The organism is Paenibacillus helianthi (genome assembly GCF_001909055.1).
Classification (GTDB): domain Bacteria; phylum Bacillota; class Bacilli; order Paenibacillales; family Paenibacillaceae; genus Paenibacillus_AQ; species Paenibacillus_AQ helianthi.
This window is the reverse complement of sequence record NZ_LVWI01000032.1, coordinates 59,772-75,347: the sequence shown is the minus strand read 5'-3', so window position 1 is coordinate 75,347 and position 15,576 is coordinate 59,772. Positions and strand designations below refer to the sequence as shown.

Genomic DNA, 15,576 nt, shown 5'->3' with positions numbered 1-15,576 from the left:
TGATGGGAGAGTAGCCGGGTTTTTCTGTGTTCTTTTGGCATTTAGCTGGTTTGGGAGTATGTATATTTGAAGTTGAATTGAGGAATTAGGAATCGAGAGGAATTGAGAGGAATTGCAGCCGCTCTTAGTGGAAAAAGGATCACTAATGGAACTCATTGGGCTCATGGAGGACTCGTAGTTGGAAAAAGGATCACTAATTCTGCTGAAACCACCTGTAAGGTGGAAATGGACTGTAATTAGGTGTACAAAATCCCACTAATCCCCTTTTGAGCTGCATTTCCAGGGGATTAGTTTTACTTTTTCCACTTCGCTTCAGATCATGCAGCATGATAATATTGGTATCTCTAACCAATGTCATTCATATTACTCAGACAGAAATGGAATGGGTACTTATGGAGAAGTGTATACGGCAATCTTATCAGGTCCCTTGGCATTCATTATAAGGATTATGTGAATTCAGCTGGAGCAGTGATTTGGAGAATTCATACGGATGTTCCCTTTATTCCATTATGGGGGCTTTCCTTTCAATCTCTTGAAGGATAGCTAACTTCCTCCGTTGCACTAAGCTTCCTTTAGACATGCAAAAACTCCTCTTACAGTAACAGGTTTAATGATTTCACCTGTCTACCGTACGGGGAGTATATCACTTTTAGAGAAATAATCTTAACCTCGTAATAATCACCTGGCTCCCTGTGACAGAGGAAGTCATCACTATCATAAGCTTGCTTGATACATTTACGGATTTAGGCTTTACTGTGAAGGGTAACTAGGTAACCGTCTGGGTCGGCAAATGTAAAGGTTCGCCCGAATGGTCCATCTATTGGTGCGGATGTAATCTTTACGCCTGCTGCAATAAGCTTGTCGTGGATTTCTTGCGTATCAGGGGCATGAAGCCAGAGAGCGACACCAAGTCCAGGCTGAGTACCTGAACCGAGTTCTACTCCTGGCATTAGGTCACGAAGAGCAAATGCAATAGGCTTTGTTTCAAAGACCACAGCATGAGGTGGTCCCGCCTGTGAGCGGACAAGTCCGAGATGGTTTTGATAGAATTCCGCAGAGCTTTCAAGATTGCTCACTTGAAGTGAAATGAAGTCGGGTCCAATTACTGACATAGTGTCCTCCTTAGTATATGCGGTAGTTTATGTTACAGGTGTTCATTAATGGCCAATGTACGGAGTGTGTTAATGTTTAGCTTGTGCTACCCTGTACAAAAGGAGTCGCATTCAATACTGAAAACATCAACTAACGTGAGTTTGTTAAGCATTTGTACAAATCTCTCATGGAATCCGCGAAAAGATGCGGTATCCTGTAGCTCTCCAGCAGGGGGAGTAGCCTTCAGCGTACCATTCGTTTCTTTTAAAGACATTCCATCTAGATAACCTCACTTTCACTTTGGATGTCTTGAGTATACAATCCCCCTACTGCCAACAGTATGTCAGTAGCGTTCTTTCTATTTTCGATTTCTTCTATTCGGTTTTTGAAGCATCTTCATATTGATAACAACTTCTTAAATTCCTACGCAACCTATGGAAAAGACTTATTAGTAAGAAATCATATGGCTTCAACGAAGGGAGCATCAAATGTCCGAGAACATCATAAGGCTGATCCCTGAGGAGAACTATACATTGATACCGGCTTCGCCCATGATTCAGAATCTGAGAAGTCTTCTGGATGACCACGCGATCACTTACGATATTCATGTCTTTGATTCGGTCCAGTTTATTGATCAAGGAGGGAATTTCGAGTATGTGGCCTGCCCTTTTTGTTCTGAAATACTGGATGTGGCATGGTGGCAGGAAGAGATGACAAGGAGCTTCGCCCATGATTTTGATGACTTAAGCATACATATGCCCTGCTGCAATCAGGGAACAAATCTTAACCGTCTGGACTATCACTTGCCTGCGGGGTTCGCTAGGTTTGTTATTGAAGGTAGAGGGAATGAAGATGTATTAACGGATTTGATTCCAGAGATGGAAAGACGGTTAGGGTTCAAATTAACAGTAGTTTGGGCTAGGTATTAGAATTTATTTTGAACGGAGAATACAAGTGGGTCAAAGGGCAAATCTCGTCATTGTCAAGAATCGAACTTATGAGTTGTATTATAGCCATTGGTGTGCGAATACGCTGCCACGTGACCTGTTCTGGGGGCCGGAGTATGCTACCCCATTTATTGAAATGCAAACTAAGGTAGATGAATCCGGGTGGCTCAATGATATATGGGCTGAAGGCGGTGCGGTTCTTGATGTAGACATGAAGAAATTGTTGATCTACGGCGGTGAAGATATACGGTTTGACATTCCGCTTCGAAATCTATATTTACAGCTTTTGGGGAAAACGTGGGCGGGTTGGGAAGTGGAATGGGCTTCCGGCGGCATTGCCGATATTGCCTCTTATGTAGGTTACCCCAAGGAAAAGGTGCTAACCGATCATGAGGATGATTTAAAAGATATAAGTTTAGCGCCTCCTGAATACCGGGACTGGGTTGAAACCATAGCCAGTGTAAGCTTCTCAGCAAATGAAATGCTAATGTTCCCCTTGGGGGGAGGGATTGATGAGTATTTATTTCATGGCCCTGAAATGGTCCAGAAGATCAATAGAGCATATGGCTATCCCAAGCTTGAGCTTAGCGAATGGAAGAAAGACTTTCCTCTGGGTGGCTTCCATCTGGATATTCCGCAGAAACGATTGGAATTTTGGCATGCTGATGTGATTTCCGGCTTATCCAGGCAGCTTCAGTGTATATGGCCCGGCTGGGATGTCATTGAGAACTATAGTGATTATGAATCACAGCTCCGGAGCACTCACGGGTTGCTGCAGTTCCAATCTGTCCATGAACAGCAGTTATTAGACGAACTAACGGTCCATCTGTTGAATGAATCAACGAGTCCATTAAAGGGGCTGCTCTATATGGCTGAAAAGATGGCTGAGGAAGGCAAGGAGGTGGAGATCAATCCGTACGCTTTGACATTTCACAATCAGCCCTTAACCCAGGAGTTAAAGGCAGAGATACTAGCTTCCGCATTAAAAGGCCTATCCTCATAAACCGTGTGATACTCTGCAACCACGAGTTTCCCGTCTTCAACCCTGAAGGTAAGGCTCTCTTCCGTTTGGTAATGGGCTGGCTCGCTGGTTTGGGTGAGGTAAGTGATGCGGGCGGTGTGGCCCTCCATGTGAATTTTGTAATCGACTACCCAAGGGCTGGATACGCCGATGTTGTAATTCCAGTCCCTGCCGCTTCTTGCGATTTGCTCTTGCTTGAATTGCTCCTTCATGGCGGCCGACATCATTTTATAGCGGGGGTGACCGTCACGGGAGACGAGGGCATTCGCCCAGACGGAAGCAAGCTTGCCCGGCTGATCAACTGAACCTTCCTGCTTGCCGGCCGGGTTGGCGGTAAACCCCACCATGAAGATCACTGATATCACACAGGCTGCGGCGACCGCTCCAACCTTTGGCTTTTTATAGTTCAGGATATTATTAATTCTGGCATGAATGCTGCTCTCGCCAAAGGCAAGCGGACTGCCGGACAGCGGACGCCCCCGTTTTACGGAAAATGCCAGCAGCGAGCGGGAATAACCGGCTTTTGCCCCATTACCCAGTTTGCGCAGCACACTTTCGTCGCAGGACATCTCCATATCCTTGCTCATCAGCATGAAAGAGATCCACATCAGCGGATTGAACCAGTGAAGAGTAAGCACCAGGAACGCAAACGGCTTAATCAGATAATCCCGTCTACGGACATGCGTCAGCTCATGCTCCAGGATATAAGTCAGCTCGTTGTCCCTGAGGCCAATTGGAATCACGATTCTGGGCCGGATGAAGCCATAGACAAAAGGTGTAGTGACCCGATCCGATTCAAAAACAGGTCCATCCACAAGCGTAGCCGTTCTCACTCTGTCCAAGAGTTTAAGGTAGGAAATTACACTGTAGCCCAGTAGCAGCACGATGCCAACTAGCCAGACTATGGCGGCAAGCTCCATAATGATTTGCATGGAATTCACACTTCCGGCTGGGGTGGCAGGGGGCAGCGAAGCATTAACTACTTGGTTGACGATATCGGTCCCAATGTTGATCGCAGGGGTATTCATTAGGCCGATCTGACCTGAGACATATTCCATCGCTCCGCTCCCCGTCTGAACATTAGGTACCAGCAAGCTTAGAAGACTGAGGCCGGAACAATAGCTAACAGGGAGTATCAGCCTTATGAGCACAGCCGCCCATAGTATATAGGAAAAGGTTCTGGGGGCTTTACGCAAAAACAGGCGGACGATGATCACAGCAACGGCTACATAACTTGCGGTAATGCTCATATTCAGGATGGCGGTGAACCATGCGATCATTGGGTGGCCTCCTCAATGATGCGTTTGAGCTGCTCTGCTTCTGTGGGGGAGATCCGGCGGGTACCTAAGAAGGCGGTTAGGAATTTCGGCAATGAGCCGTCAAAGGCTTTGTCGAGCAGGGCTTCACTCTCATATCTTTGGGCATCCCCGCGTTTGATCAGGGCTGTCACTATAGTCTTTTCATTTTGTAAAACCCCACGTTCACACAGCTTCCTTAGTACGGTATAGGTCGTGGATTTTTTCCAGCCTAATTCGCCTTGGCACAGCTTCACCAGTTCAGTTGAATTCACCGGTTCGTGCTCCCAAATGAGCGATACAAATTTATATTCCGCATCAAACAGTTTATACGGCTCCATTTTCTCTCACCTCAAGCCCTAAGTTTATTGCAATAGACCTTTAGCTAGGAGTTTATTGGAGTAGACCTGTTTTGTCAAGGGTGACGAAGTAAGCGCCAGGATTGTAAAAATTAAAGGAGGGTTCAAAAATGAATCAAAATGAAGTATGGAGAGCACACGATGAAGAAGCTTCAGCTTCTCTTGATATCTCCATCCGTGAAATGGCGGTTGAAGAGCAGGGCTGCTTGGCGGACATCGATGATTCCTTTATCGTAGATTCAGTTCTCGTCCTGTCATTTTCGGGGAATCAGTTCAACTATACTGTGAAAGATATTCCAAGCTATGAGAAGAGCTACACAGCAGAAGTCTCTGAAGAGGCAGATGCAGCGGACGGTTCCACCGAGCTTATTCATCCCGATCAGGTGACCTATTTGGCTTTTGCTGAAAATCAGATAGTGGGCCGAATCGTGTTGAAGAAGAATTGGAACCATTATGCTCTTATTGAAATGATACAGGTGGACAAAGCATTCAGACGGCATGGGGTCGGCAGACAGTTAATGGAACAGGCCAGACATTGGGCGTTGGAACAGGAACTGCCTGGAATTATGCTGGAAACGCAGAGTATAAACGTGAGTGCTTGCAGGTTCTATGAGAGTATCGGGTTCGTCATTGGCGGATTCGATAAATATGTGTATAGAGGGATTCCAAAAGCGTGTGAAGAGGTTGCCGTGTACTGGTATCTCCATTTCAAGTAGTGGGCGGGCGGTTTTATAATCCCTGAGTCTGCTCCACGTTAGGGTGATTGGATGCTGCCGGACAACCGATAAAGACTACATGAAGCCCAAGCGGCTTCTGTACATTGAATGAAGTAATGGAGGAAATGAAGAATGAAAAGGTTGATGAAGTTACTGCTGGTCCTGTTATTGCTTGCACCGCTACTAAGCAGGCCAGCACTTGCCGGCAATACTGCCCAGGCTATGCTGACAGACAGCAAGACATACTTTAATGGAGAGGAACAGTCACTATACGGCTTCAACATAGCGGGCAGCAATTATTACAGTCTGCGGGATATTGCGAAGCAATTATCGGGGACGTCGAGCCAATTCGATGTGACTTGGAATAAACAGCAGAACGCAGTAGAGATTGTAACAGGACAAGCCTATACGCCTGAAGCGTCACCCAACAGCAGCTATTACAGCCGCAGTACAAAATACATTGCCTCACTCTCCACTTCCAAGATCCTGGTCGATGGAAAGCAGCAACAGATTACAGCCTATACGATAGGCGGCAGCAATTATTTTCAATTAAGAGATTTGTCGGGCAAGATTCCATTTGATATTGAATACGACAATCAATCCAATCAAATATCAGTATTCTCGAAGACTCCTGACAACGCTTATCGGGCGAAGACAGCCTTTGCGGTTAAGGATAACGGAGAAACTTCCGATTTTCCGAGATGGAAAAGTCCGGTCACCTCCTACCTGGTCAATAATCAGGATCAGACGGTGAGTGTCATAGAGGCGAATAAAGAGATTACGATTGAAACCTATAATGAGAAATATGAGTTGATTGCCAGCAACAAGCTTGGGTACGAGCTTCCGTTGTTCGGGGGTTTTTATAGCGGCGTGAAATATAACTATATCGCTTTTGGGCAAGAGAATACGGAGGAGAACAACGATAAAGAAGTGATTCGTATAGTCCGGTATGATAAAAGCTTCAATCGGATCGACAGTGTCTCCATTAAAGGCGGGGAGAGCTATACGATTGAACCTTTTGAAGCGGGTTCCGGCCGGATGGCGGAATATGGGGATACCCTGGTGTTACACACCGCACGTAAAAGATATACCACACCCGATGGATTAAATCATCAGTCCCAGCTTACGATTATGGTAAATACCTCAACTATGAAGGTGACTAATGATCTGGGGAGATTCCAGAAAAATCATGTCAGCCATTCCTTCGATCAATATGTGTTGTTCGACGGCAGTGCTCAGGTTCTTGTGGATCATGGGGACGCCTATCCCCGTTCGGTCGTGCTGAGTAAAGGGGACGGGAATAGCTACAGTAAGGTGGATTTATTTGCTATTCCAGGTGCGATTGGAGCGAATGCTACCGGTGTATCTATCGGCGGATTTGAAATGTCCTCGGGCAGTTATATCGTCGCGATGAACAGCGTGGACCATTCAGCTGTTACGGAATATACCTCTTATGAGATGGTAGGTCTGGACATAGACCAGCGGGATATCCTACTTAGTGTGCTGCCCAAGTCTAGTATGTCCAGCGCTTCTGTCCAGCACATCACTTTGGCTAAGTATGTTGGAACAGACAAGATCGCATCCATTCCTAAATTAGTTAAAATCTCGGATGACAGGCTGATGGTGCTGTGGCAGGAATTCGATAAGAAAGGGAATGCTGGCGACCTGAAATATGTATATATTGATGGAAACGGGCAGGCCACAGGAGGCATTCAGACCCTTGCGCACTTTGCCTTATCTGAGACCAATCCTATTCTGGTTGGTGATAAAATTGTCTGGTACACCAACAACAAGGGCAGCCGGTTATTTTATTCTATTCCGTTGAAATAATAGGGGAGGCGCTTGATATTAAAATCGGCATCCAAACTGACCAAAGTTTGAGTGCCGATTTTTATTATTATGCTGATATTAATCCTTATTCTTTTTTAGATAATAATGATCAAAAGGTATAAAGGGGTTATCCTCTAGCTTAATAAAATGGTTATCCTCTAAGGCTTGAATTCTTTCGATATCATCTGTTGTGGCTTTCGTAATAATATTTTCTATCCCAAAATCCATGTAAAAATGATCAGTTACTATTTTTATAATCTCGGAAAAAATTGCCCGATTTTCAAGGGATGAAATCATGTCAATTCTCAGAATACCTGATTGGCAAACACCATCCAGAAACCTTGTTGTATTAGGGATAGGTGCTATTTCAATGGTTCCAATTATTTTATGCAGCTGCTTGTAACGGACACTCCATCGAATAAAAAATCCGGCGTCGAATTCTTTATTCCATCCACTAATCCCTTGTCTAACATGATCTATACTGGGACAATCCCATTCGCCGCCACAATTATCATTATTCATATGACCTTTCGTTATCGGGTCGGAATAACAATCAAAAAGCTCTTGTGCATCTTCTTCTTTAACTTTTGTGAATACTAAATGATCGGTTTCATAGATTGGACAATGTTCAAATGGATTCATAATATTCATCCCCTTGATTCACCTTCCCCATTAATGTAGATCCTCAGCATAGAACACTTGTTTGTAAATTTCAATTAAAAAATACATTTTTCCCATATTGTTCACACTGCAAAGAAATTGGAAGGAGTGTTTCGTCTGCTTCGTAAGCGGCAGCTTTTCCAAGAGCGCACATAGAAGGAACCGGGTTTTGAGAGTCTTTTAGGGAAGGATGATGTTCTTTCGTTCTGGTTCATCGCCAAGGATGAAATCGTACGGGAACAACGGCAGAAATGCCGTTGTTGAAACCCCAAGAGGCGTTTCATTCCTGCCCCAGTCTTCCTACTTCGTAAGCTCAATGAACTTGCTCGCCGCCGTCGTTAGCGGCATGTTGCGCATCGTCATCATGCCCACCTGGGCAGGGGGGAGCTGCACGTCGAGCTTAATCTCGAAAAGAGAGCCTTCTTCCAGCTCCTTGGACACGAATTCACGGGTGACGAAGGAGATGCCGAGCCCTTTGCGGGCGAATTCGATCAGCAGGCCAACGCTGCCGACCTCAAATTCAGGCTTCAGATCATAGCCGTACCCCTGGAACAAGTCCGTGATCGCCATTCGTGCCCGGCTACTGCGGGAGAAGAGGATAATGGGATACTGAAGCAGCTCCTTGATCGAGAGCACCTTCTGATTCAACTCGGCATAATGGCAGCCCGCGATGAAGCAGTCCTGCAGCTGCAGACCCTGCCGCACCTCTAGCTGGGGATCGGTGATTGGCATGCGTACTACGCCCAGGTCGACGAGCCCTTCTTTTAAGTAGGAGATGACTTCCGGTGTGGTTCCGTGGATCAGATGCAGCCGGATGCCGGGGTAGCGCTGATGAAAAATTTCGATGAAGGGCAGCAGATAATGCTTGAACAGGGAGTCACTGCCGCCGATCCGCAGCTCTCCGTTGTCGAGGTTTTTGAGCTCGGTCATCTTCTTCTCCGCCTGGGTGATCAGGATGTGCGACTGCTCAATATACGAGTACAGGGTGGCTCCTTCCGGTGTCAGGGCGACACCTTTGGAATTCCGGGTAAACAGGGTCAGGCCAAAGCTGTCCTCCAATTGCTTAATGGCATGGCTGACACTTGGCTGGGTAATATACAGGGATTTGGCGGCTTGGGTCAGGCTTCCGGTTTTGGCTGCCCAGTAAAAAACTTTGTACAGTTCAAAATTGTTCATAGACATGGTCTATAGCTCCTGTGAAATATATTAATTACTTGTATAGGTCGTATTTGTATTATAGTGTAACCAGGAAAGTTAAACCAGAGCAGAAGGAGAATGGAGATGGAGGCAACCACATTTGTTTTGTTTGGAGCGACAGGAGATTTAGCCCGTAGAAAGATCTACCCTGCGCTGTATAATCTGTATCTCGATCACAAGCTGCACCATTCATTCTCTGTGATTGGTCTTGGCAGAAGAGAAGTGGCTGATGAAGCCTTTCAGGCTATGGTGGAGCGGTCGATCCGGGACTTTTCCCGGCGGGAAGTAAATGATTCTGCGTCCGTGCGCGGCTTTCTGAAGGCCTTCCGATATAATGTGCTGGATGTAGGGCACACAGAGGATTATCTGAAGTTATTGGAGCGGGTGGAACAGCAGGAAAAGGGTATGGGAAGTTCCCCTAACCGGATGTTCTACTTATCCGTCGGCCCCGAGTTTTTTGAACCGATTGCCTTGAACATTAAAGAAAGTGGCCTGGGTGCCGCCAAAGGCTGGAAACGCCTGGTGATCGAGAAGCCTTTCGGACATGATCTGCAGTCAGCGCAGGAGCTGAATTTGAAGCTGAGCGAGGCTTTTACCGAGGATGAAATTTTCCGGATCGACCATTACCTTGGCAAACCGATGGTGCAGGAGCTGGATGTGTTCCAGCAGACGAATCCGGTGCTTCATGCACTGTGGAACAACCGCTACATTGCCAATGTGCAGATTACCGCAGGCGAAACCGTGGGTGTGGAAGAAAGAGCGGGCTATTACGACCATGTGGGTGCGCTCAGAGACATGTTCCAGAATCATATGCTGCAGCTGCTCATGATGCTGGCGATCCGCCTGCCGAAGGACAGTTCTGCCGAAGAGGTCCGCTTCAAGAAGAAAGAGGTTATGGAAGCTCTGGAGCCGCTGGAAGAAGCGGATGTCCAGTTTGGCGTGATCCGGGGGCAGTACAGCGCAGGCACTATCCAGGGCAAACCGGTCACAGGCTATACATCCGAACCAGGAATTGCACCCGGATCGATGAATGATACGTTTATTGCAGCCAGACTTACGATCGATGATCCTTTCTGGAAGGGTGTTCCTTTCTATATCCGGACCGGGAAAAGAATGAAAGAGAAATCGACGCGCATTGTGATTGAGTTCAAGGAGCCGCTCAAGCAGAACTCGTCCGCCGCCGAGGATGATATCCCCAATCTTCTGGTATTCGAGATCAGCCCGAACGAAGGCATTACCCTGCAGCTCAAAGCAAGAGATCCCCGGTACAAAGGGAAGTTCAAGGCAATGCACATTGACTTCCATACGAGCTCTATTGAAGTGCCGGAGGCATATGAGAATCTGATTTATGACGCTTTACACGGTGATCCGTCGTTCTTTGCGCATTGGGATGAGGTGGAGTTGTCCTGGAAATGGGTGCAGCCGATCCTGGATGCTTTTGCCAAGAATAGTGTTCCTCTTTATCCGTATGCTGCGGGCACGTTCGGACCCGCTGAATCGGATCAGCTGCTGGCCAAGGATGGACATCACTGGTGGCTCGACTCTGCAATTGAAGAAGAAATGGAAGTGCCATTGCCTGATGCTTCAAATTTTTAATACTAAGTTTAGTTCAACTAAAAATGGAGGTTTACAAATATGAAATTTTTTATCGATACGGCAAATGTGGAAGACATCAAAAAAGCATACCAGATCGGTGTCCTGTCCGGCGTTACCACGAACCCGTCCCTGGTCGCTAAAGAAGGCGTGAAATTCGAAGACCGCATTGCAGAAATCCTGCGCATCGTGCCTGAGGTGGAATCTGTATCGGCCGAAGTTACACCGGATGCCGTTACTGCGGAAGAGATGATTGCACAGGCTAACGAGCTGATCAAGATCAACGATTATGATAAAAACATTACCATCAAGCTCCCGATGACGCTCGCAGGTCTGGAAGCCTGCCGGTATCTGACCCAAAAGGGTGTAAAAACCAACGTGACCCTGATCTTCACCGTCAACCAGGCATTGCTCGCTGCCCGTGCAGGAGCTACCTACGTATCGCCATTCCTGGGCCGCCTGGATGATATTTCGGAGGATGGAGTCCAATTGATCGTGAAAGTCGCCGAGCTGTTCCGTATTCATAACCTCGGCGCGCAAATTATCGCCGCTTCGGTCCGCCATCCGGACCACGTGACCCGCGTAGCGATGGCCGGTGCACATATTGCCACCATTCCGTTCAGCGTCATTGAGCAAATCTCCAAGCATCCGCTGACCGATCAGGGACTGGAGAAGTTCGCTGCTGACTGGAAAAAGGCTCCGCAGGTCTAAAACGACTCAGCACATATATAGGAGGTCTATTAAATGGGTAAACAGCAGATTGGTGTGGTCGGCTTGGCCGTCATGGGCAAGAACCTGGCCTTGAATATGGAGAGCAAAGGGTTCTCGGTAGCCCTGTATAACCGTTCCCGGGAGAAAACGGATGAGCTGCTGGCAGAAGCAGCAGGTAAAAACTTCGCCGGTGCTTACAGCATCGAAGAGTTTGTCGAATCCCTGGAGACGCCGCGCAAAATCATGATCATGGTCAAGGCCGGCAAACCGACAGATGATACGATTCAGCAACTGGTGCCGCATTTGTCGCCAGGGGATATCCTGATTGACGGCGGGAATGCCTTTTTCCCGGATACGCAAAGACGGAATAAGGAGCTGCAGGCCCAAGGCTTCCGGTTTATCGGCGCAGGGGTATCAGGCGGTGAAGAAGGAGCGCTGAAGGGACCGGCGATTATGCCGGGCGGACAAAAGGATGCCTACGAGCTGGTGGAGCCGATCCTGACAGCTATTTCTGCCAAAGTGGACGGCGATCCTTGCTCGACCTACATCGGAGAAGACGGTGCCGGACACTATGTCAAAATGGTGCATAACGGCATTGAATACGGCGATATGCAGCTTATTGGCGAAGCGTATCAACTGCTGAAGGATGTACTGGGCCTGGACACCCATGAGTTACATGAGATTTTCTCAGAGTGGAACCGCGGGGAGCTAAACAGCTATCTCATTGAGATTACAGCCGACATTTTCGCCAAAGCTGACCCGGATACAGGCAAGCCGATGGTCGATGTCATCCTGGATTCCGCCGGACAAAAGGGAACAGGTAAATGGACAAGTCAAAATGCCCTCGATTTGGGCGTTCCGTTGTCCATCATTACTGAATCCGTCTTTGCACGGTTTATCTCGGCGATGAAGGAAGAACGCGTGGCTGCGAGCAAACGTCTGAAGGGCCCTGAAGTCAAGGGTTATGACGGCGATGCCAAGGAATTCATCGAAGCGGTCCGCAAAGCCCTGTATGCCAGCAAAATCGCCTCCTACGCCCAGGGCTTTGCCCAGATGAGAGTGGCTTCAGACGAATATAACTGGAACCTGAGCTATGGCAGTATTGCGATGATCTTCCGTGGAGGCTGCATCATCCGTGCAGGCTTCCTGCAGAATATCAAGGACGCCTATGACCGCGACCCTGAGCTGAAAAACCTTTTCCTGGATGAGTATTTCAGCGGCGTTGTTCACAACTACCAGGAAGCCTGGAGAGATGTGGTTGCGATTGCCGTTAAAAGAGGGATTCCGGTTCCGGCCTTTGCCTCCGGCCTGGCCTATTATGACAGCTATCGTTCGGAACGTCTCCCGGCTAACCTGCTGCAGGCCCAAAGAGATTATTTCGGAGCCCATACCTTTGAACGGCTGGATCAGCCGGGGAGCTTCCATTTTCAATGGATGGACAGCAAATAATTATCATATAGATTTAACTATGAAGTCCGGGCGAAGTGGCCCGGACTTTTTGTATAAGCACTCCCCAGTTCAACTGGAGGTTCATGAAAGCTTGTAGCTATAAGGAAGAAAAGAAAAACGCTCTCGAAAAAATCGAGAACGTCGGTTGGTTAGCCAGCGGACTTTCGGTGATAATGAGATTTAACTACCGCCGATACCATGGGACATGGTTTGGATTTGAGTACTATCTGCTACGATTTCGATGTTTCCTGCAGGGATAATAATTACAGCGACCAAACTACATAAAACTAGAAGCTTGATGAATTTTCTTGGCATTTGAATTCCGCACCTCTCTGATCAGAAGTTTGTATCTATCCATTTCTTCTTCTCTTGCTGCATACCGATATTGTTCAAACAGATCGACACAAGTGATTGCTATACTCTCATTGTTAATCTTAGCAGATGATTCCAAACTTTGTAGTACGAAGAAAATTCCTTTATTTAGCTTATTGTGTAAGTAATAGGCGGCTAGTTCAGCAAGAAATCTGGCATGCTTGTCTGCCATAATCTGCTGATTGTATTCACCAAATTCCGATTTATAGGATCGATAAGGGATGTAGGCTGAGAAGCGCTCCAGAATGTGATCTACATTCCAGTCATACTGGTTAGCCGATTTGATAATATTGTATACAGCCGTAAATATCTCGTCTGGCTGTGTTGAGATATATTCCACATAATCAGCCAACACTTCCAGTTGTCCGTCCAGCACGCGATACAAATAGATGTTTGCCGTACCCCACTCCCGGAACTGGGCTAATGTCCGTTGCACTTCTTCGTTATCTTCCTGTATCCAGCTTCCGTCCATATAGAGTGGTACACGCTCTATCGCAGACTTATAGTCCCCATATTCCATGCAAGTACTTGAGAGAAAGAGATAGGCGTTTAGAATATATAGATATAGCGGTCTTTGAGGCATTTTTCCATTGTCTTGTTTACGATTCGACTGGCGCTGCAGATTATAACGGAGTGTAGCCAGTCGGAGCATCTTCTGTGCGAGTTCCTCTACTTTAGGCCACTGCTGCAAGGAATAATAGACATTCAGCAGGTCTATTATTCCATCTAATTGATCAGCCTCATCCAGCCGATCTATGTAACACTCGAAGAGGATTGCCTCCCGCGAATTAATGCTCTGATCGTCACCCAGGGCAATTCTAAATAGGCGGTATTGACATAACGCCAGCCGCTCCGAATTCTGAAATTTCTCACTGGCACTCACATTCTTATATAGCAGCGCTGCGGCTTGCCATTGCCCCTGCTGATACAGCCCCTCAGCCACTTCAAATAGCATGGGGGCATAGATCAGATTGTCGAGCAGATTCTGAACCACCTGCTCAATGCAATCGAGGCGGCCGAGCGCCGCTGAACGCATCAGAAACGGGCGTAACCGCCGCCAGGTCGGTGCCGAATGATGAAAACATTCATCCACGTATAAGCTGAAGAAATGATCCTCCTGCAGCTTCATTCCCTGAGTGATCCGCTCCAGATGATTCATAGCAATCGGCTGCCGGTCACCAATTACACGACTGAGTGTTCCGGAATTAATTCCGGATTGTATGGAAAATTGATGAATGGACATGTCTTGCTGAGTTAGATAAGCCGCTAATTGATCGCGAATCGTGGTTGTAGGTTTCATGGAAACACCACCTAACTAAATGCCATTAATTAGAATTAATTTTATAGATGTAATAATATGTGATAATATTCCAATGGTCAATAGAGCGGATTAGTAGAAACCGTGAACAAAGGGATAGAGTACAGTAAGAACTATCACTAGTCTTGGACGTGAAAAGCAAAGGTCGGTGGCTTGTTATTATCGATAGTAGACATATGTTTCTATCAGAAGGCAAGAGAACTGGTAGGAGTACTTTCACAATTCACCGCCGCGTGATGATTAGATTGTTTGGAGAGGTGGCCTAAGCTTGCTTACTTATCATCTCTAGCCCTGATCCCTAACCTTTTTTTCCAAAGTTGACATGTTCAAGAAACATGAAATTTCAGTTGCACTATCTTCTCACTTGCAACATTCAGATTAGTACTGTATAGTTCTAGTTATGACAAAGGGAAAAATAATGAATCAAAAACGTGTGATTGAAGTAGCGGCAACATTATTTTTAGAAAAAGGATTTGCTTATACAAGCATGGATGAATTAGTACGTGTAAGCAAAGTCTCAAAATCTAATGTGTATTATCACTTTTCTGATAAGGAAGAATTGTTAGCAGGGGTCGTTGATTATTGGATTGAAACGTATCAGCGTGCAATGGATCAAATACTTTCTCAGAACCAATTATCAGTTGAAGATCGTGTCCAGATGTTTTTAGAGCATTTATCACAGGGAGTTCAGTCAAGAGAGTATAAGGGCAGCTGTCCATTTATTACTCTTTATATTCAAAGTCCTGCACAAGCTACACACATAAAAGAAAAAATAGGTCTCTTTTTTACAGGATTACAAATGAAAGTCTCTCTATTACTACAACAAGGAGTAGAGAAAGGCGAGTTTAGAAATACGATTCATATTGACGAGGTAGCGGCACTTTTTATAACGAATCTTGAAGGAGCGCTGTTTCTTTCAGAAACATTGAAGGATGCAACTGTTATCATGAAAACAGCCAGCCAATTTTTCAACTTGCTTCGATAAGAGAAGCATTTTTTTTTACACTAAATTAGTA

General features: G+C 46.4%; 14 protein-coding genes. 8 read left to right on the top strand and 6 right to left on the bottom strand.

Annotated features, from left to right (window positions below):
* Window positions 1-743 precede the first annotated feature (743 nt).
* Complete coding sequence (locus tag A3844_RS08880) at window positions 744-1,112, bottom strand: VOC family protein (protein WP_074102455.1); 369 nt, start codon at window positions 1,110-1,112, stop codon at window positions 744-746.
* 468 nt (window positions 1,113-1,580) lie between these two features.
* Between A3844_RS08880 and A3844_RS08875 the strand changes: the two genes are divergently transcribed.
* Entirely contained in the window at window positions 1,581-2,021 is a 441-nt protein-coding gene (locus tag A3844_RS08875) for a hypothetical protein (protein ID WP_074107203.1), read from the top strand.
* Window positions 2,022-2,046: 25 nt separating this feature from the next.
* The gene (locus tag A3844_RS08870) at window positions 2,047-3,042 is read left to right on the top strand and encodes a hypothetical protein (protein ID WP_074107202.1); all 996 of its coding nucleotides are present in this window, start codon (window positions 2,047-2,049) and stop codon (window positions 3,040-3,042) included.
* On the opposite strand, the gene A3844_RS08865 is transcribed toward A3844_RS08870, so the two are convergent.
* Window positions 2,976-4,340 carry a M56 family metallopeptidase gene (locus tag A3844_RS08865; RefSeq protein ID WP_074107201.1) on the bottom strand — a complete coding sequence of 455 codons (1,365 nt, stop codon included), beginning with the start codon at window positions 4,338-4,340 and terminating at the stop codon, window positions 2,976-2,978. The two genes, A3844_RS08870 and A3844_RS08865, sit on opposite strands and share 67 nt — an antisense overlap.
* Complete coding sequence (locus A3844_RS08860; protein WP_074084346.1) at window positions 4,337-4,696, bottom strand: BlaI/MecI/CopY family transcriptional regulator; 360 nt, start codon at window positions 4,694-4,696, stop codon at window positions 4,337-4,339. Before A3844_RS08860 ends, A3844_RS08865 begins: the two co-directional genes overlap by 4 nt.
* A 128-nt stretch (window positions 4,697-4,824) precedes the next feature.
* On the opposite strand from A3844_RS08860, the gene A3844_RS08855 reads away from it, so the two are divergent.
* Complete coding sequence (locus A3844_RS08855; RefSeq protein WP_074107200.1) at window positions 4,825-5,430, top strand: GNAT family N-acetyltransferase; 606 nt, start codon at window positions 4,825-4,827, stop codon at window positions 5,428-5,430.
* Between the two features lie 132 nt (window positions 5,431-5,562).
* Entirely contained in the window at window positions 5,563-7,260 is a 1,698-nt protein-coding gene (locus A3844_RS08850; RefSeq protein WP_074107199.1) for a hypothetical protein, read from the top strand.
* A gap of 78 nt (window positions 7,261-7,338) precedes the next feature.
* Here A3844_RS08850 and A3844_RS08845 read toward each other — a convergent pair whose 3' ends face one another.
* Both A3844_RS08845 and A3844_RS08840 read right to left on the bottom strand, forming a co-directional pair.
* Entirely contained in the window at window positions 7,339-7,902 is a 564-nt protein-coding gene (locus A3844_RS08845; RefSeq protein ID WP_074107198.1) for a GNAT family N-acetyltransferase, read from the bottom strand.
* Window positions 7,903-8,220: 318 nt separating this feature from the next.
* Window positions 8,221-9,102: a LysR family transcriptional regulator gene (locus A3844_RS08840; protein WP_074084350.1), complete on the bottom strand. Its 882-nt coding sequence runs from the start codon at window positions 9,100-9,102 to the stop codon at window positions 8,221-8,223.
* Between the two features lie 99 nt (window positions 9,103-9,201).
* On the opposite strand from A3844_RS08840, the gene zwf reads away from it, so the two are divergent.
* From zwf to gndA, 3 genes are read left to right on the top strand one after another with little or no spacing between them, the layout of a single operon-like run.
* The gene (gene zwf / locus A3844_RS08835; RefSeq protein WP_074084351.1) at window positions 9,202-10,713 is read left to right on the top strand and encodes a glucose-6-phosphate dehydrogenase; all 1,512 of its coding nucleotides are present in this window, start codon (window positions 9,202-9,204) and stop codon (window positions 10,711-10,713) included.
* Between the two features lie 39 nt (window positions 10,714-10,752).
* Window positions 10,753-11,421 (top strand): fructose-6-phosphate aldolase, encoded by a 669-nt coding sequence (fsa, locus tag A3844_RS08830; RefSeq protein WP_074107197.1) that lies wholly within the window; start codon window positions 10,753-10,755, stop codon window positions 11,419-11,421.
* Window positions 11,422-11,454: 33 nt separating this feature from the next.
* Window positions 11,455-12,870 carry an NADP-dependent phosphogluconate dehydrogenase gene (gene gndA, locus A3844_RS08825; protein ID WP_074107196.1) on the top strand — a complete coding sequence of 472 codons (1,416 nt, stop codon included), beginning with the start codon at window positions 11,455-11,457 and terminating at the stop codon, window positions 12,868-12,870.
* A 277-nt stretch (window positions 12,871-13,147) separates the two neighbouring features.
* Here the strand turns inward: gndA and A3844_RS08820 are convergent, their stop codons facing one another.
* Window positions 13,148-14,542, bottom strand: coding sequence for a transcriptional regulator (locus A3844_RS08820; protein WP_083606767.1), 1,395 nt, complete (start codon window positions 14,540-14,542; stop codon window positions 13,148-13,150).
* Window positions 14,543-14,978: 436 nt separating this feature from the next.
* Here A3844_RS08820 and A3844_RS08815 point away from each other — a divergent pair, with 436 nt between their 5' ends.
* The gene (locus A3844_RS08815) at window positions 14,979-15,545 is read left to right on the top strand and encodes a TetR/AcrR family transcriptional regulator (protein ID WP_074107195.1); all 567 of its coding nucleotides are present in this window, start codon (window positions 14,979-14,981) and stop codon (window positions 15,543-15,545) included.
* Window positions 15,546-15,576: the final 31 nt, after the last annotated feature.

Bases quoted from the DNA above. Each gene is read 5' to 3' on its own strand.
- A3844_RS08880 (WP_074102455.1), bottom strand. From the start codon at position 1,112: ATGTCAGTAATTGGACCCGACTTCATTTCACTTCAAGTGAGCAATCTT.
- A3844_RS08875 (WP_074107203.1), top strand. From the start codon at position 1,581: ATGTCCGAGAACATCATAAGGCTGATCCCTGAGGAGAACTATACATTG.
- A3844_RS08865 (WP_074107201.1), bottom strand. From the start codon at position 4,340: ATGATCGCATGGTTCACCGCCATCCTGAATATGAGCATTACCGCAAGT.
- A3844_RS08860 (WP_074084346.1), bottom strand. From the start codon at position 4,696: ATGGAGCCGTATAAACTGTTTGATGCGGAATATAAATTTGTATCGCTC.
- A3844_RS08855 (WP_074107200.1), top strand. From the start codon at position 4,825: ATGAATCAAAATGAAGTATGGAGAGCACACGATGAAGAAGCTTCAGCT.
- A3844_RS08850 (WP_074107199.1), top strand. From the start codon at position 5,563: ATGAAAAGGTTGATGAAGTTACTGCTGGTCCTGTTATTGCTTGCACCG.
- A3844_RS08845 (WP_074107198.1), bottom strand. From the start codon at position 7,902: ATGAATCCATTTGAACATTGTCCAATCTATGAAACCGATCATTTAGTA.
- A3844_RS08840 (WP_074084350.1), bottom strand. From the start codon at position 9,102: ATGTCTATGAACAATTTTGAACTGTACAAAGTTTTTTACTGGGCAGCC.
- zwf (WP_074084351.1), top strand. From the start codon at position 9,202: ATGGAGGCAACCACATTTGTTTTGTTTGGAGCGACAGGAGATTTAGCC.
- fsa (WP_074107197.1), top strand. From the start codon at position 10,753: ATGAAATTTTTTATCGATACGGCAAATGTGGAAGACATCAAAAAAGCA.
- gndA (WP_074107196.1), top strand. From the start codon at position 11,455: ATGGGTAAACAGCAGATTGGTGTGGTCGGCTTGGCCGTCATGGGCAAG.
- A3844_RS08820 (WP_083606767.1), bottom strand. From the start codon at position 14,542: ATGAAACCTACAACCACGATTCGCGATCAATTAGCGGCTTATCTAACT.
- A3844_RS08815 (WP_074107195.1), top strand. From the start codon at position 14,979: ATGAATCAAAAACGTGTGATTGAAGTAGCGGCAACATTATTTTTAGAA.